Raw genomic sequence first — 21,806 nt, forward strand, 5'->3', positions numbered from 1 at the left:
GAGGCGTCATGCTGCAGATCAACACGAGCAAGGTCAGCCGCTGGGACCAGCACGGGCGCGAACACGTCGTGCGGGTACAGCGGGCCGGGGCGCAGCGCACGATCAAGTGCGACACGTGCGGCTGGCGCAAGAACGCCCAGTTCCTGCCGTGGCTGAAGGCGCAGGAGCACCTGGCGGAGGCACACCAGGCGACGGTGGATCCCGCGGACGACTAGTGCTGTGGCCGATCGGCCGCCCGCAGTCCCCGCAGCAGGAGATCGAGCACCGCGTCGAATTCCGCCTGTGCCTCGGGCCGTTTCCACGACCCCGCGTACGTGGGGTCGTGGAAACGGCCCGTCGCATGGAATACCGCGCGGGCCGCGACCTCGGGGTCGGTCACCACGAACGCGCCGCGTGTGATGCCGTCCCGGAGGATCTCCGTGAGCTGAGCGGTCAGTTCCTCGATGTGCTGATCCACGACCCGGCTGTTCTCCCCGGTCAGCACGCTGAACGTGGCGAACAGCTCGGGGTCGTCACCGGCCTTGCGGCGCTTGGCGTCGAACAGGGCGCACAGCCACTCCCGCAGCAGCGTCTCGGGGGCACGGTCCCTGCCGACGATCGCGAAGAGGGCCTCTGACGTACGGTCCAGCCATCTCTTGGTGACCGCCTCCCGCAGCGCCGCCTTCGTACGGAAGTGGCGGTACACGCTGCCGTGGCTGACGCCGAGCGCACGTGCCACGTCCACCACGGTGGCCTTGGCCGGTCCGTGGCGGCGCAGCACCTCCTCGGTCGCCTCGAGGATGCGCTCGGCGGTCAGGGTCTCGGTGGTCGGTGCCATGGCCCTGACGGTACCCGGCGACGGCGTCAGCGCTCGCTGTCGAGGTGCGTCATCTGGGCCGCGGGGTAGCGGTCACCGGCCGCCGCGTCCGCGGGCACAGCCGCCTCGATCGCCGCCAGATCGGCCTCGTCCAGGGTCACGGCCGTCGCGCCGAGCGCCTCCGACAGGCGTTCCCGGGTACGGGCGCCGACCAGCGGCACGATGTCCTCGCCGCGCGAGAGGACCCAGGCGATCGCGAGTTGCGCGACGCTCACGCCCTTCTGCTCGGCGATCTTCCGCAGCGCCTCCACCAGGCCGAGGTTGTGATCGAGGTTCTCGCCCTGGAAGCGGGGCGAGAAGGAGCGGAAGTCGTCTCCGGCCAGCTGCCGCTCGCGGGTGTAGTGGCCGGAGATCAGGCCGCGGGACAGCACACCGTACGCCGTGATGCCGATCCCCAGTTCACGAGTGGTGGGCAGGATGCGGTCCTCGATGGTGCGCGAGATGAGCGAGTACTCGATCTGCAGGTCCGAGATCGGGGCGGTGGCCGCGGCCCGGCGGATGGTGTCCGCGCCGACCTCGCTGAGGCCGATGTGCCGGACGTGTCCCTTCTCCACCAGCTCGGCGATCGCGCCCACCGTCTCCTCGATCGGGACGTCGGGGTCGAGGCGCGCGATCCGGTAGACGTCGATGTGGTCGACGCCGAGGCGCTGGAGGGAGTACGAGGCGAAGTTCTTCACGGCGGCGGGACGGCCGTCGTAGCCGACCCAGTTGCCGTCCGGGTCGCGCAGGGCACCGAACTTGACGCTGATCAGCGCCTGTTCGCGGCGGGCCGCGGGGGCGGCACGCAGGGCCTCGCCGATCAGCATCTCGTTGTGGCCCATGGCGTAGAAGTCGCCGGTGTCGAGCAGGGCCACGCCGGCCTCGAGGGCGGCGTGGACGGTGGCGATGGACTCGGCCCGGTCCGTCTCGCCGTAGAGCGCGGACATGCCCATGCAGCCGAGGCCGAGGGCGGAGACCCGGGGGCCGGTGGTGCCGAGGGTGCGGGTGTGCATGAGGAACTCCTTGGTATCCGTCAGGACGTCTGGCTCCAGCCTCGCATGACAGCTGACAGATTTCAATATTTGTCAGCTGTCACCTGCCGTGCGCCGCGTTTGCAGCCGACCTGACCCAGACCCATTGACGAAAGGTCTGGACCTCGAGCACTGTCATGCCTACGACACCTCACCGCACCCCCACCGGGAGGCCTCGCATGATCCGCCACAGGCTGCGCCTGCTCGCCCCCGCCGCGCTCACCGCGGCCGTCCCGGAGCGGACGGCGGCTACATGTCACCGAGCCTCGTCTCCCAGGCCTGGCGCCACTACGGCAGCTCGCTCAAGGGCCTGATGACCTGGTCGGTCAACTGGGACGGGTCGAAGAACTGGGCCTTCGGCGACAACGTGAAGTCCCTGCAGGGCCGCTGACGTCCGGCCGCACCCCTTCGGGGGGCGAAGAACCGCGCCGCGGGCGTCCAACCACCTGCGGGCCCCAACGCGAGGCGCAACAAAGACGCCGGGCGAGCCGGATCGATCCGGCTCGCCCGGCGTCCGGGCGTACGCGTGGCGTCCAGCGCGGCGACCGGAAAGGTTCACCGGCTCGCGACGCCCGGCAAACCCGTCCGGCCACAGCACTAGCAGCCGACGAGGCGGCCGGCCAGGTACCCCTCGATCTGGTCGAGCGACACGCGCTCCTGCTTCATCGAGTCACGCTCACGCACGGTCACCGCGTTGTCTTCGAGCGTGTCGAAGTCGACCGTCACGCAGTACGGCGTGCCGATCTCGTCCTGACGGCGGTAGCGGCGGCCGATGGCGCCCGCGTCGTCGAACTCGATGTTCCAGTTCTGGCGCAGCGCCTGGGCCAGGCCCTTGGCCTTCGGGGACAGCTCCGGGTTGCGGGACAGCGGCAGCACCGCGACCTTCACGGGGGCCAGGCGGTGGTCCAGGCGCAGCACCGTGCGCTTCTCCATCTTGCCCTTGGCGTTCGGCGCCTCGTCCTCGACATAGGCGTCGAGCAGGAAGGCCAGCATCGTGCGGCCGACACCGGCCGCGGGCTCGATGACGTACGGCGTCCAGCGCTCGCTCGCCTCCTGGTCGAAGTAGGAGAGGTCCTGGCCGGAGGCCTTGGAGTGGGCGCCCAGGTCGTAGTCGGTGCGGTTGGCGACACCCTCGAGCTCGCCCCACTCCGAACCGCCGAACTGGAAGCGGTACTCGATGTCGGCCGTGCGCTTGGAGTAGTGGGAGAGCTTCTCCTTCGGGTGGTCGTACCAGCGCATGCTCTCCTCGCGCAGGCCGAGACCCGTGTACCAGTTCCAGCGCTCCTGCATCCAGTACTCGTGCCACTTCTCGTCCTCGCCCGGCTTGACGAAGAACTCCATCTCCATCTGCTCGAACTCGCGGGTGCGGAAGATGAAGTTGCCCGGCGTGATCTCGTTGCGGAACGACTTGCCCATCTGCGCGATGCCGAACGGCGGCTTGCGGCGCGAGGTCTGCTGGACCTGGGCGAAGTTGGTGAAGATGCCCTGTGCGGTCTCAGGGCGCAGGTACGCGATGGAGCCGCTGTCCTGCGTCGGGCCGAGGTGGGTGGAGAGCAGACCCGAGAACTGCTTGGGCTCGGTGAACATGCCCTTGTTGCCGCAGTTCGGGCAGTTGATGTCCGCGAGGCCGTTCTCCGGCAGGCGGCCGTGCTTGGCCTCGTACGCCTCTTCCAGGTGGTCGGCACGGAAACGCTTGTGACAGGAGGTGCACTCGGTGAGCGGGTCGGTGAAGGTGGCGACGTGACCGGAGGCCACCCAGACCTCGGTCGCCAGGATCACCGACGAGTCGATACCGACGACGTCCTCGCGCGACGTCACCATGTAGCGCCACCACTGGCGCTTGATGTTCTCCTTGAGCTCGACACCCAGCGGTCCGTAGTCCCAGGCGGCACGCTGGCCGCCGTAGATCTCGCTGGAGGGGAATACGAAGCCACGGCGCTTGCTCAGGCTGACGATGGTGTCGATCTTGTCGGCGGCCACGATGCTCTCTTCATTACGACGACGGGCGACGAAGCGACTGCTTTGAGCATTGCTTCAGAGCGAATGCTTCAGGTTACCGGCGGGGGCTCCCCTCCAATCAAATCGGTATGGACCCTGAAGCGGATCCCCGGGTCGACCGAGTCCCGCCCGGAGAGCTTGTTGACAACGGTTTCCATGTTTGATGAAAATGACTGTCATGAACGCACGCCGACGCCTCATATCCGTGGCCGCCCTGACCGGGGTCACCGCTCTTACCCTCGCAGCGACCTCCGCCTGCTCCTCCTCGGGCGCCACGGCCGGTGACACCGGCACGTTCGACGTCGTCGCCTCGTTCTATCCCATGGCCTTCCTCGCCGAGCAGATCGGCGGGAAGCACGTCCACGTGACCAGTCTGACCCAGCCCGGTCAGGAGCCGCACGACCTGGAGATCAGCGCCAAGCAAACCGCGCAGCTCCAGGAGTCCGACGCGGTGCTCTACCTCAAGAACCTCCAGCCCTCCGTCGACGAGGCGGTGGCCCAGTCCGAGGTCAAGACCAAGATCGACGCCGCCTCCCTGACCACCCTGGAGGAGCACGGCAACGAGGTCGGCGGGCACGCGGCCGCCCACGACACTCAGAAGGGGGAGGAGGACTCCGGTGGCAAGGACCCCCACATCTGGCTCGACCCGGTGCGCTACGCCGAGGTGGCCAAGGGCGTCGGCAAGGCTTTCGAAAAGGCGGACCCCAAGCACGCGGACACCTACAAGGCCAACACGGACGTCGTGGTCAAGAAGCTCGACGCCCTCGACTCGCAGTTCGCTGAAGGGCTGAAGAACACCAAGAGCAAGGTCTTCATCACCACCCACGCCGCCTTCGGCTACCTCGCCGAGCGCTACGGCCTCACCGAGGAGGCCGTCAACGGCCTGGACCCCGAGTCCGAGCCCAGCGCCGCCCGCGTCCGGGACCTTGAGACGACGGCGAAGGCCGACGGTGTCACGACGGTCTTCTACGAGACGCTCGTCAGCGACAGGACCGCGAAGACCATCGCCAAGGACGCGAACCTCGTCACCGACGTCCTCGACCCGATCGAGGGCATCACGTCGAAGTCCCGCGGCAAGGACTATTTCTCGGTCCAGGAGGCGAACCTCAAGGCGCTGCAGACGGCCCTGGGCACCAAGTGATCATTACGGAGGACGATATGACCGAGCCCGCCATAGCCCTGCAGGGCATCCGCGCCGACCTCGGCTCGCGCCCCGTCCTGCGCGGCATCGACCTCACCGTGCACCGCGGTGAGGTCGTCGCGCTGCTCGGGGCGAACGGCTCCGGCAAGTCGACGGTCGTGCGCAGCATCATCGGCCAGGTGCCGCCGAGCGCGGGCGAGATCGCACTGTTCGGCACCCCGCTGCGCCGTTTCCGCGACTGGCGGCGCGTCGGGTACGTCCCGCAGCGCACCACGGCGGCGGGCGGGGTGCCCGCCACGGTGACCGAGGTGGTCTCTTCCGGCCGGCTCTCCCGGACCCGCTTCGGCGTCCTGCGCAAGGCCGACCACGAGGCCGTACGACGGGCCCTGGAGCTGGTCGGGCTGGCGGACCGCGCCAGGGACTCCGTCGACGCGCTCTCCGGGGGCCAGCACCAGCGTGTGCTGATCGCCCGCGCGCTCGCCTCCGAGCCCGAAGTGCTGATCATGGACGAGCCGATGGCCGGCGTGGACCTGGCGAGCCAGGAGGTGCTGGCGAAGACGCTGAAGGATCAGGTGGCCTCCGGCACGACCGTGCTGCTGGTGCTGCACGAACTGGGCCCACTCGAACCGCTGATCGACCGCGCCGTCGTCCTGCGCGACGGCTGCGTGCTGCACGACGGACCGCCCCCGAAGGCCGTGGGGCAACATGCCCTGCCCGGCCACGACCATGTGCACCCGCATGCGACGGCGGGCGCCGCACCGAGCCGTACGGGACTGCTGAGCTGATGGACTTCCTGAACTACGCCTTCATGCAGCGGGCCCTGCTCGCCGCCTTGCTGGTCGGCATCACCGCACCGGCCGTCGGCATCTACCTCGTGCAGCGCCGCCAGGCCCTGATGGGAGACGGCATCGGCCATGTGGCGATGACGGGCGTCGGCCTCGGCTTCCTCCTGTCCACCTCCCCGGTGTGGATGGCGACGGCCGTCTCCGTGATCGGCTCGGTCCTGATGGAACTGATCCGCCGATACGGCAGGACCCGCGGCGACATCGCGCTCGCCATGCTCTTCTACGGCGGCATGGCCGGCGGCGTGATGTTCATCAACCTCGCGCCCGGCGGCTCGAACGCCAATCTGACGTCGTACCTGTTCGGCTCGCTCTCGACGGTCTCGCAGTCGGACGTCGTGACGATCTGCCTGCTGGCGGCCTTCGTCGTCCTGGTCACCCTGGGCCTGCGCCGCCAGCTCTTCGCGGTCAGCCAGGACGAGGAGTTCGCGCGGGTCACGGGCCTGCCGGTGCGCGCGCTGAACCTGCTGACAGCGATCACGGCGGCCGTGACGGTGACGGTCGCGATGCGGGTGGTGGGTCTGCTCCTGGTCTCGGCCCTGATGGTCGTCCCGGTGGCGGCGGCTCAGCAGCTGGGCCGCAGCTTCGCGGCGACCTTCGCGATCGCCGTCGCCATCGGCGTGACCGTGACCCTCGGCGGCACCGTCACGTCGTACTACCAGGACGTGCCGCCCGGCGCGACGATCGTGCTGCTGACGATCGCAGCATTCGTCGCGCTGACGGCTCTGGCCACTCCGCTGGCCCGCCGCCGCGCCCGGGCACTCGCCGCCGCGCAGCCTGCCGGGGACCCGGCGGAGTGCGCGATTCCAGGCACCAGGGGGGCCGCCGACGAGGTCGGCGTCTGACCGCGCACAGCCCGGACTGGCACAATGACCGGGCAAGGCGCAGACGTGAGGAGGCAACGGTGACGACCGCCGGCCAGCCCGTACGGGGACGATCCACTCGCCAGCGTGCCGCCGTGGCTGCGGCGCTCGACGAGGTCGACGAGTTCCGCAGCGCGCAGGAGCTCCACGACATGCTGAAGCACAAGGGCGACTCGGTGGGCCTGACGACGGTCTACCGCACGCTGCAGTCCCTCGCCGACGCCGGTGAGGTCGACGTCCTGCGCACGTCCGACGGGGAGTCCGTCTACCGCCGCTGCTCGACGGGCGAGCACCACCACCACCTGGTCTGCCGGGTCTGCGGCAAGGCCGTCGAGGTCGAGGGCCCGGCGGTGGAGAAGTGGGCCGAGGCGATCGCCACGGAACACGGTTACGTCAACGTCGCCCACACGGTGGAGATCTTCGGCACGTGCGCCGAATGCGCGAACGCCGCCACCGAGGACTGACGAGCGGCAGGGCGGCGGCGCGGCGGTCTCAGGGCAGCATGTCGCCCCGGTTCACGCAGTCGTAGGAGCCGTCGTCGTTGCGCCCCACACTGTCGTACGACCAGCAGTGCAGCATCGGGGCGAGCGTCCACATCCGCAGCGCCATGAGAGCTCCGAGGACGACGACGGCCGCCCACCGCGCGTACGACCGCCGTCCGGCGAGCACCAGTCCGCCGGCGGCGAGCAGTGCCGCGAAGGCGAGCAGGTAGACGACCAGCGGCGCCAGGTTCTCCCGCAGCCCCGGGAACGACTCCATTTCGATCGTGCAGGCGAAGCCGAGGAGCACGACGAGCACCGCGAAGGCGAAGACGGCGGCGGCCGCGCAGCCACGGGCGACCCGTGAGGCGCGGGTCGCCCTCATACGCGGGTGAGGTGCTGGTCGAGTATCGCGCGGAGGCGGTCGACGTCGGCGGGGTGCTGAGCTCCGCGCTTGGGCAGGATCGTCAGACCAGTGGCGTTCTTGTCGGCGCTCAGCAGGACGAACAGCCCCGGGGTCTCCCGGTAGCGGGGCTGCATGGTCCAGTTGACGTTGACCGTGCTGTTGTCCGTGGTCACGGTGAGGCCCGTGTCCGCGACCGAGGCACGGAAGGTGCCCTGCCGCTGCGCGAACCGGAACAGCTGGCGCCCCTGCATCCAGGGCTGGAGCAGCAGCAGGACGACGACCAGCGCCATCCAGCCGACGAGCCCCCGGTCCACATGGCTGCCGGTGAGCGCGAGCAGCGTCTCCATGAAGAGCGCGAACAGGACGCAGACGAACGCCACCTTCCGCAGCTTGCCCGCCCTGCTGGCCCCGGCACGCGCGCGCAGCGCCGTCGCGTAGTCCCTCGCGACCGGCTTGTACACCAGTTCAACAACGTCCTGCGTGGCATCCCGCCCCATGTCCATGACCATGAGGCGGGATCCTAGCGAAGGGACTCAGCCCTCCTGCCGCCCCTCCATGGCCAGGAGTTCCTCGTTCGGGATGGCGCCGCCGAAGCGGCGGTCGCGGGAGGCGAACTCCAGGCACGCGCGCCACAGATCACGCCGGTCGAAGTCCGGCCACAGCACGTCCTGGAAGACCATCTCGGCGTAGGCGCTCTGCCAGAGAAGGAAGTTGGAGGTGCGCTGCTCGCCGCTCGGCCGCAGAAACAGGTCCACGTCCGGCATGTCCGGGTAGTACAGGTGCTTCGCGAGGGTCTTCTCCGTGATCTTCGCGGGGTCGAGCCGCCCCGCCTTCACATCCTCGGCCATCGCCTGCGCGGCGTCCGCGATCTCGGCACGGCCGCCGTAGTTCATGCAGAAGTACAGCGTCAGCAGGTCGTTGCCCTTGGTCTGCTCCTGGGCGACCAGGAGCTCCTTGGCCACCGACTTCCACAGCCTGGGCATCCGGCCCACCCAGCGCACCCGGACGCCGAGTTCGTCGAGCTCGTCACGGGTCTTGCGGATGAAGTCACGGTTGAAGTTCATCAGGAAGCGCACCTCGTCGGGCGAGCGCTTCCAGTTCTCGGTGGAGAAGGCGTACAGGGAGATGTTCCCGACGCCCATCTCGATCGCGCCCTGCAGCACGTCCAGCACCCGCTCGGCGCCGACCTTGTGCCCCTCGGTGCGCGGCAGCCCCCGCTCCTTGGCCCACCGGCCGTTCCCGTCCATGACGATCGCCACATGGTTCGGGACCAGTTCGCCGGGGAGCTTCGGCGGCCGGGCCCCGGACGGGTGCGGCTCCGGCGTCTTGTACTCACGGCGCTGGCGCCCCAGGAACCCGCGTACGGCCATGTGCTTCTCGTCTCCCTCGATCTCTCAGGTCGCTCTACTGTTCCACGTACCGCAGCGAGCGCAGTCCGCGCTCCAGGTGCCAGTGCAGGTACGCCGACACCAGCCCGCTGCCCTCCCGGACGTACCGCGGCTCGCACGCGTCCGCGGTCTCCCAGTCCCCCGTCAGCAGCGCGCCGAGCAGTTCGAGGGCCCCAGGCGAGGGTACGACGCTGCCGGGCACCCGGCAGTCGCCGCAGACGACCCCGCCCGAGGCCACCGAGAAGAACCGGTTCGGCCCGGGCATACCGCACTTCGCGCAGTCGCTGAAACTGGGCGCGTAGCCGTTGACGGCGAGGGAGCGCAGCAGGAAGGCGTCGAGGACGAGATGCGGCGCGTGCTCGCCGCGGGCGAGGGTCCTGAGTCCTCCGACGAGCAGCAGATACTGCTGGACCGCCGGCTCGCCCTCGTGATCGGTGAACCGCTCGGCGGTCTCCAGCATGGCGGTCCCGGCGGTGTAGCGCGCGTAGTCCGTCACGATCCCGCCCCCGTAGGGAGCGATGGTCTCGCTCTGCGTGCACAGCGGCAGCCCACGCCCCACCAGTTCGCTCCCGCGCGCGAAGAACTGCACGTCCACATGCGAGAAGGGCTCCAGCCGGGCCCCGAACTTCGACTTGGTCCGCCGCACTCCGCGGGCCACGGCGCGCACGCGTCCGTGACCGCGCGTGAGCAGCGTGATGATCCGGTCCGCCTCACCCAGCTTCTGGGTGCGCAGCACGATGCCGTCGTCGCGGAACAGACTCATGGACCCATTCTCGCGTACGGAGTCAGCGCGCGTGGTCGGGGTCGTAGATGGCGTCCCACGGTGCCAGGTGCCAGGGGCTGGCCCGGTCCGCCGGGTCGAGCAGGGCGCGCAGATGTGCGTCCGCGACGGCCTGCGAGTCGGGAAGGTCCGCCTCCGGGATCCCCCGCAGCCCGTCCCGCCAGACCTTGCGCCCCAGCAGGTAGTGGTCGGCGTACTCGTGCCAGGAGGCGTATGTCTTCGCAACCGTCGGCACGATGTTCTTCAGTGCGGTCCAGGCGTCGGCCTCGCCGATCATCCCGCAGCCGAAGCCGCGGCGGGTGATGTCGACGTACAGGGCCGCGTCCCAGGCCAGCGGAGAGACACCGACGAGCTGATGGGCGCGCGCCCGGTAGCCGGTGCGCGCCAGCCGGTCGAGCCGGCCGATCAGCTTCTCCCGCGAGGTGATCTCCCACTGGTCGGCCAGCCACCGCCGGGCCGCGTCGTCGTCGATCCGGGTGAACGGGTACAGGGTGGTCCGCGAGGCGTTCCGGTCCCGGCTGACCGGCGCGCTCAGTGACACCATCCACAGTTGGTGCATCGTGAGCGGGACGGGGTACCGGCGCTCGGCCCGCGGCCTCCTCCATCGCATCAAGCTCCACAAGGCCATGCGCCCGCAGCCTACGTCATGCCCCGCACGACCTCACGGGGTCCGGGGACCGACTGCTTCAGGGGACCTCGCCGCGGCTGCGGGCGTTCGCGTACGCGGTCGCCGCCCTCAGGCGCTCCTCCTGGGTCGCGCTGCGCACGGCCTCCGGCTCCACGTCCCATTCCTTGCCCCCGCCGTACGGTCTCAGCTGTACGTACGGACCCTCGTGCCCCATCACCACACCCACCCGCCCGCTACGGATGTCGACGGCGTACGAACCGATCGGCGGCTTCTGCATCACACCCCCGCGGCCCGCTGCGTGTGGAGGGCCGCCATGAGCCGGGCAGCGAAGTCGACACGACAGCCGCCCGGTTCGAGGAGCGGACAGCGGGTCCCGTGCGTGGAACCCGCCGGATCGAGCCGGAGCGACGGCACCATGGTTCCCGCGTCTGCGAGCTCCGCCCGCGATTGCCTCACTGTCTCCTCCGCCTCTTCGACGCAGCGCGCCGAGTGTCGTCCCCCCGAGTGGTACGTGTACTGCAGCCACCCTGCTGCCCGGCCCACGCGGCTTTTACTCTTCGCATCACCCCTGTGACGCTGTGCATATACACTCGGCAGGTGCCTGCGCCCTACAAGTGCAGGGCAACACAGGGGCGTTGAGCCGTGGCCAACGGTGCGCACCAAGCGGCCAGGGCGTGTCGATCGGCCGCCCGGGCGCGCTGCGCCTGGTCGTCGCATCGGGAGTGTTCGCGCCGGTGTGTGCCCTGATCGGCATGGGTCTGGGCGCACTGATCCGGCACAGCGCGACGACCATGGTGGTCAACGTCGTCGTTCTGTTGTTCCTGCCCTCGTTCACCACCGACCGCTACCACTGGCCGGCATGCGTCAGGAACGCCCTGTCCTTCAACGCCTGGCACCGGCTCGTCGACGTGACCTACGGACATGAGCCGTTCACGCTGACTCCCCGCTGTCCGACGACGCTGACGGGCGGCCGGATCGTGTTCGGTGTGTGGGCGCTCGCGGCGGCCGTCGTCGCGGTGGTCGCCGTGGGCCGCCGCTGCGTGTGACGCGGTCCATGGCGTCGGTCCAGCGTCGCTTCGGGACCGTGCGACGTTCCCGTTCGGGTGCTCGGGGGCACCGATGCGATCTTTCGTGCCGCAACAGGGCCAGGTGCGCGGCGGTGAGCGCCAGGAGAATGCCGATGTTGACCAGGGCCGCCACGTGCAGTCCGTCCGTGAACGCCGTCCGGGCGAGTGCGAGGAGGTCACCACCGAGCCGCCCGGGCAACCGGCCGGCCACCTCGGTGGCGCCGCCGAGGGTCGCGCGTGCGGCCCCGGCCGCGTCGGGCCCGACGCCGTCCGGAAGGGCGTCGCCGCTCAGCTTCGCGCGGTACACGGCGGCGGCGACGGACCCGGCGACGGCCACGCCCAGCGCCTCGCCCAGGTTCGCGCCGGTCTCCCCGATGCCCGAGGCGTTGCCGGCGCGTTCGGGCGGAGCACTGCTGATGATGACGTCGTTGGTGAGTGCGAGCGCCGCCTGCACTCCGAAGGACATGACGGCGAAGCCGATGACGACGAGGCCCGGCCCGGACGTCGTGTCCGCCCGGGTGAGCAGCACCAGCCCCGGCACGGCCAGCAGGAAGCCGCCCGCCATGACCCGTCCCTGGCTCGTCCGTGCCGCCGCGAGGGGCGCCAGGAGCGCGCTCACCACGCCCGCCAGCACCGCGGGCAGCGTCCACAGACCGGTCGTCAGCGGGGACAGTCCCAGCACCAGCTGAAGGTACTGCAGCAGCAGGAACTGGATCCCGGTCACCGCGAAGAGCCCCAGGGTCAGCCCACCCAGCGAGACTCCGAAGGCCGGTCGGGTGAAGAGGCGGAGGTCGAGCATCGGATCGGCGAGTCTCAACTGCCTGCGCACGAAGACCGCGCCGAGACAGAGTCCCACGGCGAGGCCGAGCAGCGGCACCGTGCGGACACCTTGCTGGGCGATCTGTTTGAAGCCGTAGACCACTGGCAGCACCGTGGTGATGGACAGGACGACGCTGACCGGATCCAGGCGGCCGGCCCCCGGATCGCGGTACTCGGGCAGCAGCAGCGGACCGGCGACGAGCAGGACCAACCCCACCGGCACACCGAGCAGGAACACCGAGCCGTACCAGAAGTGCTCCAGGAACAGCCCGCCGATCAACGGGCCGATCATCCCGCCGATGCTGAAATTGGTCATCCAGACCGCGACCGCCACCCGCCGCTGTCCCGGGTCACGGAACATGTTGCTGATGAGGGAGAGCGTCGAGGGCATCAAAGTGGCCCCGGCGACACCCAGCAGGGCGCGCGAGGCGATGAGCATCCCCACGCCGGACGAACAGGCGGCAAGCACGGAGGCCGCGGCGAACGCGGCGGCACCGATCAGCAGGAGCCTGCGGCGCCCGATCCGGTCACCGAGCGTTCCCATCGTGGCGAGGAAGCCGGCGACCATGAAGCCGTAGATGTCGACGATCCAGAGCAGTTCCGTACCGCTCGGGTGCAGTCGCTCGCTGATGTGGGGCGCGGCAAGGTGCAGCACGGTCATGTCGAGACCGATGAGCATGGTCGGCAGCGCGAGGACCGCCAGGCCGGTCCATTCCCGGCGCCCGGCCCGTATCGGAACGCCTCCGCCGCCGTGTCGACGCACCATCGGGGTCAACCTGCCGCACAGGAGGAGACCAGCGCGTCCCGGCATTCCTCGAGCAGGCGGCGCACCGCATACGTGACCTGACGGTCCAGCGCCTCGGCAGGCGTGAGCCATACGGCCGAGCTGCCCTCCGGGCCGAGGTGCACCGCGAGGTCCGCGTCCACCTCGCCGGCCGTCCGGTAGACGTGCCACAGATGGGCGTCAGCCCCTCGACGGCAACCGTCACCGGGTACCGGAATCCTGGTCAGGTGCTCGAGCCGCTCGTCGGCGATGCCTGTCTCCTCCCGCAGTTCGCGCTCCGCCGCGCCGCCGGGCCGCTCATCGCACTCGACGTGCCCGGCGGGGATCGTCAGGCCGAAAGGGAACGCCGTACGGTCGAAGAGGAGGATGCGCCCACGGATGTCGCGGACGAACACGCCCGCCGTTTCGTGCCAGTACTCGCCCTCGGCATCCGTCCACCACCGGACCGCCGGATCCAGCACCAGCGCCCGGTCGGCGGCGTGGCCGCAGGCCAGGCAGGTGCAGTGCCGGCGCCCACCGGCGGTACGCCACTGGACCGACTCGCTGCGGCAGCGCAGACAGTAGTGGTGCACGGCGCCGTCGTTCAGCGCGTGCGGGGGAAGGAAGTCCAGCTTCATGCCTCACTCCCGGAACTCCGGAACTCAACCGTCTCGGGCGCCCCGTCACGGGGCCCGGCGGCCCGACGGCACGGCCTCGCGCGGCGGGCCATCCAGGTACCCACCGCGCGAAGCCCGGGTGCGTCGGACCCGGCGGACCGTCAGGTCTCCAGGCCGAACCGGGAGAACAGCTCCTTGTCGCCGGCGACATAGGAGGTGTCGGTGATCACCGTCTGGTCGGACGGGCCCCGGCTGCACATGCACATGTGCCGGCCGGTGGAGACCACCCGCACGGCGCGCGCACCGCCCGAGTTCATGATCTCCTCGGCGACGTCCTTCACGAGGTGCTCCTGGATCTGGAACCTGCGGCTGAACGCCTGCACCAGCCGGGGGAACTTGCCGAGACCGAGGATCCGGTCGCCGGGCACGTACGAAATCGCCACCTTCCCGTAGAAGGGGAGGAAATGGTGCGCACAGATCGAGTAGTAGTTGATGTCGTGGACGCGGACCACGCCCGCGTGCTCACCCTGGATCTCGACCGTGGTCTTGAGGATCGTCGATGTGTCGATCTCATAACCGCTCAGCAGTTGACGGTAGGCGCGGACGATGCGGGGTTCGCACTCCGGTTCCCGATACCAGTCGAGCGCGCGTTTGTCGGTAGTGACGTTCTCTTCAAGCCACTCGGCGATGCTGCTCACGAGACACCTCCTGACGGACGGATTTGCGCGTTTGCTGCTGCATTCAGGTATGCCTGTGGCTGATTCCGCACAAGTGGATCTCCGAGGAATCTCCGTCCTCGTACTCGAGCCGGGTGCTCGCGCCGCTCGCGGGGCCACCCCCTAGTTCCGCTCCACCGGAACCTCATGCGAGCGCACATGTGCTTTGAACAGCAGCTTTGCGCTGACGTTGCAATGCTGCCCGGGGGGTCCAGACCCAGCAACTCGTCAGAGGTGTACGGGTGACACGTCACTCTCTCGGACCTTCCCCGCCTCCACGCAGGGCGGGTTCACCGTAAGGCTTTGAAAAGACCGTAAAGACGAAGAAGGGCGAGAAGAGAACGGCGACGCGCTGCGGCCGGTCAGCCGGACGTCGCGGTCGGTTGGGGCGCGGGGTCCGGATCCGCGGGCTCCGTGGCCTCCCAGAGCACGTTGAAGCGGTTGACGCGCTCCGCGACGTGCTCTCGGGTCATCTTCAGCGTCGTCTTGGCGGGCATGACCTCGACGTCCGGCTCGGTTTCGTGGGACAGCTCCCCGTCGAAGATGACGAAGTCGTTGAGCGGGGTCACCTGCGCGGGCGGCGGCAGCAGCGAACGCACCGCGATACGGGCGTCGATACCGAACTCGCGGTGGCGCTCGCAGAGCTGCTCAAGGCTCGGGGTGCGGTCCTCGGGCCTGCTGACCAGAAACAGCCGCCGCACCACGACACCGCGCTGCGTGATCGCCCTCTCCTGCGCCTTCAGATACCGGTTCGCGGGCTCGCTGAACCAGAAGTCGCGGTCCACCGAGGTGCTGGTGGCATACACCGTCTTCTTGGCGCAGGTGGTGAGGTCGATCAGCCAGTCATGGTTCTCACCCGGACAGTCGGCGCTGCCGTTGCTGAGGCTCTCCATCAGCGAGGCGAGCCGCCCGATCTCCTCCTGGGCGAAGGTCTTGACGATCTCCGAACCGTGCTCGCCCACCTGTGTGTACTTGCGGGCCAGCCGGGTCACGCCGTCCGAGCGCAGCACCGAACGGTCCACCTGGCTGAACAGCTCCGTCGCGTCGTTGATCTTGGAGAAGCTCTCGTCGACCGCCCTGCGCATCTGCTCGTGATGGCTCGCCAGACTGTCACGCATATCCCGGATACGCCTCTTCTGGCTCGCCTCCATGGCCTCCAGGCGCTGCTCGAACTCCACGAGGTACTGGATGATCAGTGCCGAGCCGCCGAGGACGACGGACACGGTCAGCTGCCACACCTGGTTCTTGTCCTGGTCCAGGACGTTGGTCAGCACATAGGTGCAGGCGGCCACTAAGACGGTCAGCAGGGTCTTGCGGAGAAGTTTGGGTATGCGCTGCTCCTCCCGCTGCGGCACGGTCCTGACGTCCCCTGTCGATGCTCCGCTCATATCGGCCTCCCCCGTCGGGTGTCTCGTTCGTGCCGCCCTTCAGCGTGTGCTCAGCGCCTCGTGCAGCAATGGAATGGCCTGGACGGCCAGTTGGTCGCGGATGCGCTGGACCAGGGTCTGCCACTGGCGGGTGAACCCCGGCTCCCGTTCCAGCACGTCCCACAGATGGCTCAGTGTGCGCTCCACGTGCGCCCGCGGCATCCACAGATGCAGCAGGTGGTCGACGGCCGGGCGAAGCGCCAGGACGGCGGAAGGACCGTCCACGGCGCCGAGCCGGCTGTTGTCCAGCATGTGCACGAGGGTCGTGAGCAGCCAGTCGTGCCGCGCGAGGTCCTCGCACACACCCGCGGCCGCGGCCGCCGGGATCTCCTCCGGCAGCCGCAGCTCCACGGTCCGCAGCCCCTCCTCGGCCAGGGTGAAGCGCTCGAGCGACGGCCCTTCGCCCCCAGGGGTGCGCCGCACGACCCAGCGCAGATGGGTGCGCCGGGACTTGAAGGGCGCCTTGTGGTCGAGCAGCGGATGCCGCAGCAACTGGGCGAGCAGCCCCTCGGCGATCATCCCGAGGTCCAGTTCGCCGCGCGTGCTCCCGCGCAGGACGCCTTCCGCGGTGGCCTGCGCGGGGAGTTTCCCGAAGGGTTCGACCAGCCCCGGGCGTACCAGATAGTGGCCCCACGGGCGGCGCGTGTCCGGGCCGGCGGCCGGGACGCTGAAGTACGCGGTGGCCTGCAGGACACGGCCCTCGGTGAGCGCGGCCCGGGAGGCCACCGTGCCGACGGCGCGCACCTTGGCGCCGTTGGCGGTGGGCAGCCTGCAGTCCACGCCGGTGAGCGCCTCGGGCGAGAGCGCGTAGAGATTCGGCCGCTCGGACACGCTGACCTGTTCATCGGCGCGCAACCTCAGCAACTGGGCGGCCGCCCGGCCGTCCAGCGCCTGGAAGGACGGAAGCAGACAGGTGCGCGTCTCGCCGCAGACGAGGACCGGACGCGCCGTCTGCCCGGGGACCGCCATCTCACGTCCCTTCGGGCGAGAAGGCATCGGTTGGCTCTTCGTAGAAGACGTACGTGGCGCGCTGCGCGACCGCGGCCGGGACCGCGGCCCCCTCGCGGGAGGAACGCTCGGCGACCTGCCGCAGGGCGCCGGAGTCGACGTCGACCTGATCGAGGATGAGCCGGACGGCGTCCTCCACGGCCAGGAAGCGGTTCGGCATAAGCGTGCAGGTGCGGTACGCGCTGAAGGGCGCCGCGGAGGCGTTGAGCTGGAACAGCGGAGGCATCAGATCCCAGTCGTAGGGGAAGTCGCCGCCGTTCCAGGGGCGCGGGGTCAGCACCGGCGCGCCGAGGTGGCGCAGCAGGCCGAGGCGGGCCAACTGCCAGACGGCGGCGAGGAACGGACAGGACCACAGGCGCTGTCCTTCCTTCTCCGACCATAACTCGACGTCCATGAACACCGAGTGGTTGCGGGCCGCGGTCTCCTGGGGCGGCTGCCAGCCGGTGACTTCCCCCATGGCGCTGCGCGACGTCGGGGTCCGCTGCCCGTTGGCGAGCCAGCCGGTCCGGCTGACCGGCGGGCGGGAGCCGTAGCTGCCGGGCGGCGGCGACTCGACGAGCCGGTGCATCACGGATTCGGCCAGCTCGATCTTGTCCGCGACCGCGCAGCCGGACTCACGCGCGAGGTAGTCGATGACCAGACCGGCCCGCTCGGCCTCCGCCAGCACCACGGGGACGAGTGCGGCGGGGGTGGAGAAGCGCGTGAAGTAGTCGTCGATGAGGAAGCAGGTGCTGATGCGGGGCCGTTTGCCGCCGGTGCGGCGAGCGGCGGCGGCGCGGGCCGCGTCCACCCAGATCCGTACCTCGGCGAAGTGCTCGCGCAACCGCTCGGGACCGGCTTCGAAGTCCTCCATGTAGAGGTGACCCAGCTCCAGCGAGAGGTGGGAGAGCGGTACGGACTGGGTGCGGGGCTGCGCGGTGGTCTCCTGGAACACGGCTTCCGTCACGCCTGCTCCCAGTACTTGTCGTCGGTCAGCCGGACGGCCAGGTCACTGAGTGCCTCCCAGGTCTCCCTGGTGGCGATCTGACTGTCGAGCACGTCCTCGTCGGTGATGAGCTGTTCGCGCCACTGCAGCACGGGCTCCAGGGGCACGGAGCCGAGGACCTGTGTGTATCCGATGCCGAGGGTGGAGGACATCTGCTTGAGATCGCGGTCGCACTCGCGCATCCACGCCGACTGAGTGGCCGAGACCTGCGACCACAGCGGCGACTCGGGATCGGGCACGGCGGCCCGCACGAAGCGGATGACGCTGCGCAGCGCGTCCTCGTCGTGGCCGCGGGCCACACCGCCGGCGACGATGCCGCGCTTGCCGAAGACCAGGCTGGCCGCGGCCGCCACATGCTGGCGGGTCCAGCGGTGGAAGACGAGCCAACGGAAGTCCACGCCACGCATCTCACGCTGCGAGGTGGCCTCGAGCACCATGTCGACGGCGTAGCTGCGGCCCGCGCTGAGGTCGACGACGATCAGGTCGAACTCACTGTTGAGCCGGAGCAGGAGGTCGACGCAGCGGCGCAGGTTCTCTTCGCTGGTGGCGAACTCGCCGCCGCTGAGATCGCCGGGCATCAGCACCAGACGCCCGGAGCCGGGAGGCCGGTTGCGCAGCACCCGGTGCTCGGTGTCCGACCAGACGTCGATGCGGACCGGTTCGCTCACCTCACCGATCAAGTACGAGTGCAGACCGCGGTCCTCGGCGGCCTGACGGGCGCCGGGGACGTCGAAGACGGCGGCCGCGGTGGGCGAGCCGAAGTCGAAGTCGAGGTAGCACACGTCATCACCGGCCAGCGCCCGGTGGTAGGCGAGGTTGGCGCTGGTGACGGAGCGGCCTGTGCCTCCCTTGTCGGAGGCGGCGAAGACGAGCACCAGTCACACCCCCTGGGCCGCGGCTTCGCGGGCCCGGGCGAGGGCGTCGAGCTGTCCGAGCACGTCGAGCGTCAACGCGCACGCGGTGCCGGGCTGATCGTCGACGAGCTTCCGGGCGCGGCGCAACTTGACCTCGATACTCCTGAGTTCCATCCCGCGGTTGCCCTCGGAGGCGGGCGCGGGCTCCATCTGCTCGTTGCCGAGGAGGTGGGCCGACTCGCTGAGCAGCGCCCGGGCGAGTTGGGTCAGTTCCAGGCTGCGGATCGGCGGCTGGTGGTACATCTGGTGGACCTGGACCATCACCTCGGTGACACGCTCGGTGACGCTCCATGACACCGGTCCCTCGGAGACCGGGGATTCGGGATAGGCGGCGTGGACGTTGTCCCACAGACCGGCCCCCTCGCCGTCACGGATCCGGCGCCGCCACACATGGCCGAAGATGTCCTCGGCGAGTCTGAGCAGCCGGTCGTGCGAGCCGAGGTTACGTGAGAGCGTGCACAGCTGGATGGTCCGCTTGAGCAGCTGTGCGGAGAAATCCGTCATGGTCCACTGCATGGGCGGACCGATACGCTCGCTGCCCTGCAGCGGCAGGGTGACGCCGGGGTTGTGCAATTGGACCATGGGGTCGTCGCGCGTCATGCGGCTGGTGATACGGCCGCGCTCGGCGAGGCGTTCCATGACGCTGACGGTGCGGGTCAGGTCGTCGTCGGTGGCCCTGCGCCGCATCAGGTCGTGGACGAGGATGGCGGCGACGGAGAGGGAGAAGTACTCGGACTCCAGCTTCTGACCGGTGGTGCGCCAGGGGATGTCCTCCAGGGGCCAGCGGTCGCTGTCGAAGCGCGCGATGCCGGACCAGAACTGCTGCGTGATCTCCCAGCGCAGTCGTAATGCCTCGGCCAGCTTCTGCTGTTCGGAGTTGAGCAGGCCGAGGGTGAGGGTGCGGTCCGAGAACAGGTCCTGGATGCCGTCGAGGGCGACGACGGTGAAGTACAGGGAGGGCACCGGGTCGGCGACACCGACGGGCTGGGGCCCGATCTCCTCGTCGGTCTCCACCTCGGGCGCGTCCTTGACGATGCTCCAGCCCCAGCCGCACTCGAAGAGCTGGCTCTCGTCCTTGAGGCCCTCCTGGACGTCGACACCGAGGACGAAGCTTTCGACGATGGCGGCGCGCAGTGCCCGGAAGCGGCGCTGGAACTTCTGCAGCACATGCCGCTGCGACAGCCGTCCCTGGCCCAGCAGTTCGCAGAGCATACGGCCCTGGGAGGAGTCGGTGTCGAAGGCGTTGACGGTGAACGAGCGCAGCAGGCTCACCATGGCGGCGGTCAGCCGGTTGCTGGTGGCGGCCCGCAGTTCCTGGATCGTCTCCTGGACGTCACTGCGACGGGTCTTGGACTCGTACACCTTGAGGAAACCGAGCGTGGCCAGGCACAGGGTGATCGACATCGAGTACGAGTCGACCACCCCGAGTTCACGCTGCTCCTTGGTGAGGTCCTGGTCCTTGTCCGTGGAGAGGAAGTAGTAGCCGCCGGCGAACGCGGGTCTCTTGTCCTCGCCGGTGTGCGTCCGCATGAACTGCGTTGCAGCCGTGACGAGCTTCGCCGGGATCTCCAGCCGCCCGCCCGCTTTCCTCAGCACCTTCTGGACGTCGTCCTGTGTGGTGTCCGGATCGTCCAGCCGGAAGGCCGCGATCTCCGTGGCCGGGTACAGCAGGCAGAGCAGGCGCTCCGCGTCGGAGACACTGCTTTCCCCGCCCCATTTGCCCCATGCCCACTCGCCACCGTCGAACGAGTGGCGGGCCACTGCCTGCCAGATGTCCAGCAGATGCTGGCGTGGCTTGATCTGCATCCCATGCCCCTCACACAGGCCGCACTGCCATCATTTGAGGAAGAGCCGTCTTCTGTTGTGACGACCGGCCCTCAACCGGTCGGAATCCCGGAGTCCGAATTCCGCCGACCGTAGGCGATGATCATTCCGGAATAGCCTTCTCGTACGGCAGCCGAAGCCGTGAGACGCATGGTCTTGAACTCGCCCGCAAAAGGCTCGAGGCTCTCGTACACCTCCAACTCTCCCACGTCGCAGGCGGGGAAGAAATGCTCGCCCGTGTGATAACCCATCGAATGTTCCATGAACGCGGCGGCGAAGGGCGCGCCGGGGGCGAGGGCGCGCAGGAAGCACTCGACACCTCGGGCGAACTCCTCGTGCGAGGTGGTCATCGACTCCGCGACGAAGAACATGGTCCCCATGGACCACTGCCCCTCGTACCGCACGAGGTCGAAGAGGTTGCCCGACTGGACCCGGACGACGTCGCGGAACTTGGCCCGCGGGTCCATGTCGAGGGCGCCGTACGCCTCGTTCTTGCACAGGACGCGCCAGAACTGGTCCCAGTTCTCGTCGTAGGATTCGACCTGGCTCTCGAGGTAGCGCACATTGGCGGCGGAGCGTTCGAAGAGAGTGATCTCGTCACACCAGGGCAGCATGGCCAGTGCGGGGTAGAGGTTCGCGCCGGCCCCCACGTCGATCCCCGAAACGGGTCCGGCCGTGCGCCCCCTGAAATGATCGCCGAAATGATCGCGTACGAGATGAAGGATCTCCGCGTCCTCCGCCTGCAAGTCGCGGTAATTGTGATCAATGTAGGCGATCGGGTCGAACGCGGCCCAGGACACATCCGCATTCAGCTGGGTATCCCCCGGCGATCTGAAGGTCATCCCCCCACGGTACCAACGCCGAGGACCCGGTGGATCCCCACACCTCGACGTCGGAGAACAATTACGTCCCAGGGCGCATCGGGGGCGCATCGAGGCGAATGGCTTTTGGGACTTGATCAGGCCTTGAACGGCCAGATCATTTCTGCTCAAGATGGTCGGAACTCCGTCGAACACACCCGAACGGCGGACAGCACGCGTCCCACCCGTACCACCCCTACGGGTGCACGTGTCCCTGACTCCTTCCCACAGAGGGGCGGCATGACTGCGTTTCCAGAAGAACGTTTCCCTTCGCGCGGGGGCCGAACCGGCCCGTCGTTGTACCGCGATCGGGCATTCGTCGACCGGCCCCTGACGATGCGGGGCGTGACGGAGGATGATCTGCCCGAACTCGTCCGCGTCGACCGGGAGGCCTTTCCGGAGGACCCCTACCCC

23 protein-coding genes and 2 pseudogenes are annotated in these 21,806 nt (G+C 69.1%); 7 read left to right on the forward strand and 18 right to left on the reverse strand.

Annotation, left to right across the window (positions count from 1 at the left end; translation table 11 throughout):
* Positions 1 to 8: 8 nt before the first annotated feature.
* On the forward strand, positions 9 to 215 hold the full coding sequence (locus VXC91_RS21025) for a hypothetical protein (protein ID WP_329508838.1): 207 nt from the start codon (positions 9 to 11) through the stop codon (positions 213 to 215).
* On the opposite strand, the gene VXC91_RS21030 is transcribed toward VXC91_RS21025, so the two are convergent.
* Together VXC91_RS21030 and VXC91_RS21035 are read right to left on the reverse strand one after the other, a co-directional pair.
* Positions 212 to 817, reverse strand: a complete 606-nt coding sequence (locus VXC91_RS21030; RefSeq protein WP_329508839.1) for a TetR family transcriptional regulator — start codon at positions 815 to 817, stop codon at positions 212 to 214. The genes VXC91_RS21025 and VXC91_RS21030 overlap by 4 nt on opposite strands.
* A gap of 26 nt (positions 818 to 843) precedes the next feature.
* On the reverse strand, positions 844 to 1,848 hold the full coding sequence (locus VXC91_RS21035; RefSeq protein ID WP_329508840.1) for an aldo/keto reductase: 1,005 nt from the start codon (positions 1,846 to 1,848) through the stop codon (positions 844 to 846).
* Positions 1,849 to 2,101: 253 nt separating this feature from the next.
* On the opposite strand from VXC91_RS21035, the pseudogene VXC91_RS21040 reads away from it, so the two are divergent.
* Positions 2,102 to 2,257, forward strand: a pseudogene (locus VXC91_RS21040) (chitinase); the annotation flags it as partial.
* Between the two features lie 206 nt (positions 2,258 to 2,463).
* On the opposite strand, the gene VXC91_RS21045 reads toward VXC91_RS21040, so the two are convergent.
* Entirely contained in the window at positions 2,464 to 3,846 is a 1,383-nt protein-coding gene (locus tag VXC91_RS21045) for a glycine--tRNA ligase (protein ID WP_329508841.1), read from the reverse strand.
* Between the two features lie 196 nt (positions 3,847 to 4,042).
* On the opposite strand from VXC91_RS21045, the gene VXC91_RS21050 reads away from it, so the two are divergent.
* From VXC91_RS21050 to VXC91_RS21065, 4 genes are read left to right on the forward strand one after another with little or no spacing between them, the layout of a single operon-like run.
* Positions 4,043 to 5,005: a metal ABC transporter substrate-binding protein gene (locus VXC91_RS21050; protein ID WP_329508842.1), complete on the forward strand. Its 963-nt coding sequence runs from the start codon at positions 4,043 to 4,045 to the stop codon at positions 5,003 to 5,005.
* A gap of 17 nt (positions 5,006 to 5,022) precedes the next feature.
* Positions 5,023 to 5,790, forward strand: a complete 768-nt coding sequence (locus VXC91_RS21055; RefSeq protein ID WP_329508843.1) for a metal ABC transporter ATP-binding protein — start codon at positions 5,023 to 5,025, stop codon at positions 5,788 to 5,790.
* Positions 5,790 to 6,692 (forward strand): metal ABC transporter permease, encoded by a 903-nt coding sequence (locus tag VXC91_RS21060; RefSeq protein WP_329508844.1) that lies wholly within the window; start codon positions 5,790 to 5,792, stop codon positions 6,690 to 6,692. Before VXC91_RS21055 ends, VXC91_RS21060 begins: the two co-directional genes overlap by 1 nt.
* Positions 6,693 to 6,751: 59 nt before the next feature.
* Complete coding sequence (locus VXC91_RS21065) at positions 6,752 to 7,174, forward strand: Fur family transcriptional regulator (RefSeq protein ID WP_329508845.1); 423 nt, start codon at positions 6,752 to 6,754, stop codon at positions 7,172 to 7,174.
* Positions 7,175 to 7,202: 28 nt separating this feature from the next.
* Here the strand turns inward: VXC91_RS21065 and VXC91_RS21070 are convergent, their stop codons facing one another.
* Genes VXC91_RS21070 through VXC91_RS21095 form a run of 6 tightly spaced genes read right to left on the reverse strand, consistent with a single transcriptional unit; the run spans position 7,203 to position 10,669 of the window.
* Positions 7,203 to 7,574 carry a hypothetical protein gene (locus VXC91_RS21070; protein ID WP_329508846.1) on the reverse strand — a complete coding sequence of 124 codons (372 nt, stop codon included), beginning with the start codon at positions 7,572 to 7,574 and terminating at the stop codon, positions 7,203 to 7,205.
* The gene (locus VXC91_RS21075) at positions 7,571 to 8,104 is read right to left on the reverse strand and encodes a YcxB family protein (RefSeq protein ID WP_329508847.1); all 534 of its coding nucleotides are present in this window, start codon (positions 8,102 to 8,104) and stop codon (positions 7,571 to 7,573) included. The genes VXC91_RS21070 and VXC91_RS21075 overlap by 4 nt, the downstream gene beginning before the upstream one ends.
* Before the next feature lie 24 nt (positions 8,105 to 8,128).
* On the reverse strand, positions 8,129 to 8,965 hold the full coding sequence (locus tag VXC91_RS21080; protein WP_329508848.1) for an isoprenyl transferase: 837 nt from the start codon (positions 8,963 to 8,965) through the stop codon (positions 8,129 to 8,131).
* Between the two features lie 34 nt (positions 8,966 to 8,999).
* Positions 9,000 to 9,746, reverse strand: a complete 747-nt coding sequence (gene recO / locus VXC91_RS21085; RefSeq protein WP_329508849.1) for a DNA repair protein RecO — start codon at positions 9,744 to 9,746, stop codon at positions 9,000 to 9,002.
* Positions 9,747 to 9,768: 22 nt separating this feature from the next.
* Positions 9,769 to 10,392 (reverse strand): DUF1266 domain-containing protein, encoded by a 624-nt coding sequence (locus VXC91_RS21090; RefSeq protein WP_329508850.1) that lies wholly within the window; start codon positions 10,390 to 10,392, stop codon positions 9,769 to 9,771.
* A gap of 58 nt (positions 10,393 to 10,450) precedes the next feature.
* On the reverse strand, positions 10,451 to 10,669 hold the full coding sequence (locus VXC91_RS21095; protein ID WP_329508851.1) for a hypothetical protein: 219 nt from the start codon (positions 10,667 to 10,669) through the stop codon (positions 10,451 to 10,453).
* 397 nt (positions 10,670 to 11,066) lie between these two features.
* Here VXC91_RS21095 and VXC91_RS21100 point away from each other — a divergent pair, with 397 nt between their 5' ends.
* Entirely contained in the window at positions 11,067 to 11,438 is a 372-nt protein-coding gene (locus VXC91_RS21100) for a hypothetical protein (RefSeq protein WP_329508852.1), read from the forward strand.
* 100 nt (positions 11,439 to 11,538) lie between these two features.
* Here the strand turns inward: VXC91_RS21100 and VXC91_RS21105 are convergent.
* The 9 genes and pseudogenes from VXC91_RS21105 to VXC91_RS21145 form a co-directional block, all read right to left on the reverse strand.
* Positions 11,539 to 13,044: pseudogene (locus VXC91_RS21105) on the reverse strand (MFS transporter); the annotation flags it as partial.
* Between the two features lie 5 nt (positions 13,045 to 13,049).
* A complete protein-coding gene (locus tag VXC91_RS21110) occupies positions 13,050 to 13,679 on the reverse strand; it encodes an NUDIX hydrolase (protein WP_329508854.1) in 630 nt (209 codons plus the stop codon).
* A gap of 140 nt (positions 13,680 to 13,819) precedes the next feature.
* Complete coding sequence (gene folE, locus VXC91_RS21115) at positions 13,820 to 14,356, reverse strand: GTP cyclohydrolase I (RefSeq protein ID WP_329508855.1); 537 nt, start codon at positions 14,354 to 14,356, stop codon at positions 13,820 to 13,822.
* A gap of 380 nt (positions 14,357 to 14,736) precedes the next feature.
* Positions 14,737 to 15,762 carry a DUF6879 family protein gene (locus VXC91_RS21120; protein ID WP_329508856.1) on the reverse strand — a complete coding sequence of 342 codons (1,026 nt, stop codon included), beginning with the start codon at positions 15,760 to 15,762 and terminating at the stop codon, positions 14,737 to 14,739.
* 39 nt (positions 15,763 to 15,801) lie between these two features.
* A complete protein-coding gene (locus VXC91_RS21125; protein ID WP_329508863.1) occupies positions 15,802 to 16,770 on the reverse strand; it encodes an SCO2521 family protein in 969 nt (322 codons plus the stop codon).
* Between the two features lies 1 nt (position 16,771).
* A complete protein-coding gene (locus tag VXC91_RS21130; RefSeq protein WP_329508857.1) occupies positions 16,772 to 17,755 on the reverse strand; it encodes an SCO2522 family protein in 984 nt (327 codons plus the stop codon).
* Positions 17,752 to 18,669 (reverse strand): SCO2523 family variant P-loop protein, encoded by a 918-nt coding sequence (locus tag VXC91_RS21135; protein ID WP_329508858.1) that lies wholly within the window; start codon positions 18,667 to 18,669, stop codon positions 17,752 to 17,754. The genes VXC91_RS21130 and VXC91_RS21135 overlap by 4 nt, the downstream gene beginning before the upstream one ends.
* A 3-nt stretch (positions 18,670 to 18,672) precedes the next feature.
* Positions 18,673 to 20,514: an SCO2524 family protein gene (locus VXC91_RS21140; RefSeq protein ID WP_329508859.1), complete on the reverse strand. Its 1,842-nt coding sequence runs from the start codon at positions 20,512 to 20,514 to the stop codon at positions 18,673 to 18,675.
* Positions 20,515 to 20,585: 71 nt separating this feature from the next.
* Positions 20,586 to 21,374 carry an SCO2525 family SAM-dependent methyltransferase gene (locus tag VXC91_RS21145; protein ID WP_329508860.1) on the reverse strand — a complete coding sequence of 263 codons (789 nt, stop codon included), beginning with the start codon at positions 21,372 to 21,374 and terminating at the stop codon, positions 20,586 to 20,588.
* Between the last annotated feature and the right edge of the window lie 432 nt (positions 21,375 to 21,806).

It is taken from the genome of Streptomyces chiangmaiensis, assembly GCF_036281785.1.
Taxonomy (GTDB): domain Bacteria; phylum Actinomycetota; class Actinomycetes; order Streptomycetales; family Streptomycetaceae; genus Streptomyces; species Streptomyces chiangmaiensis.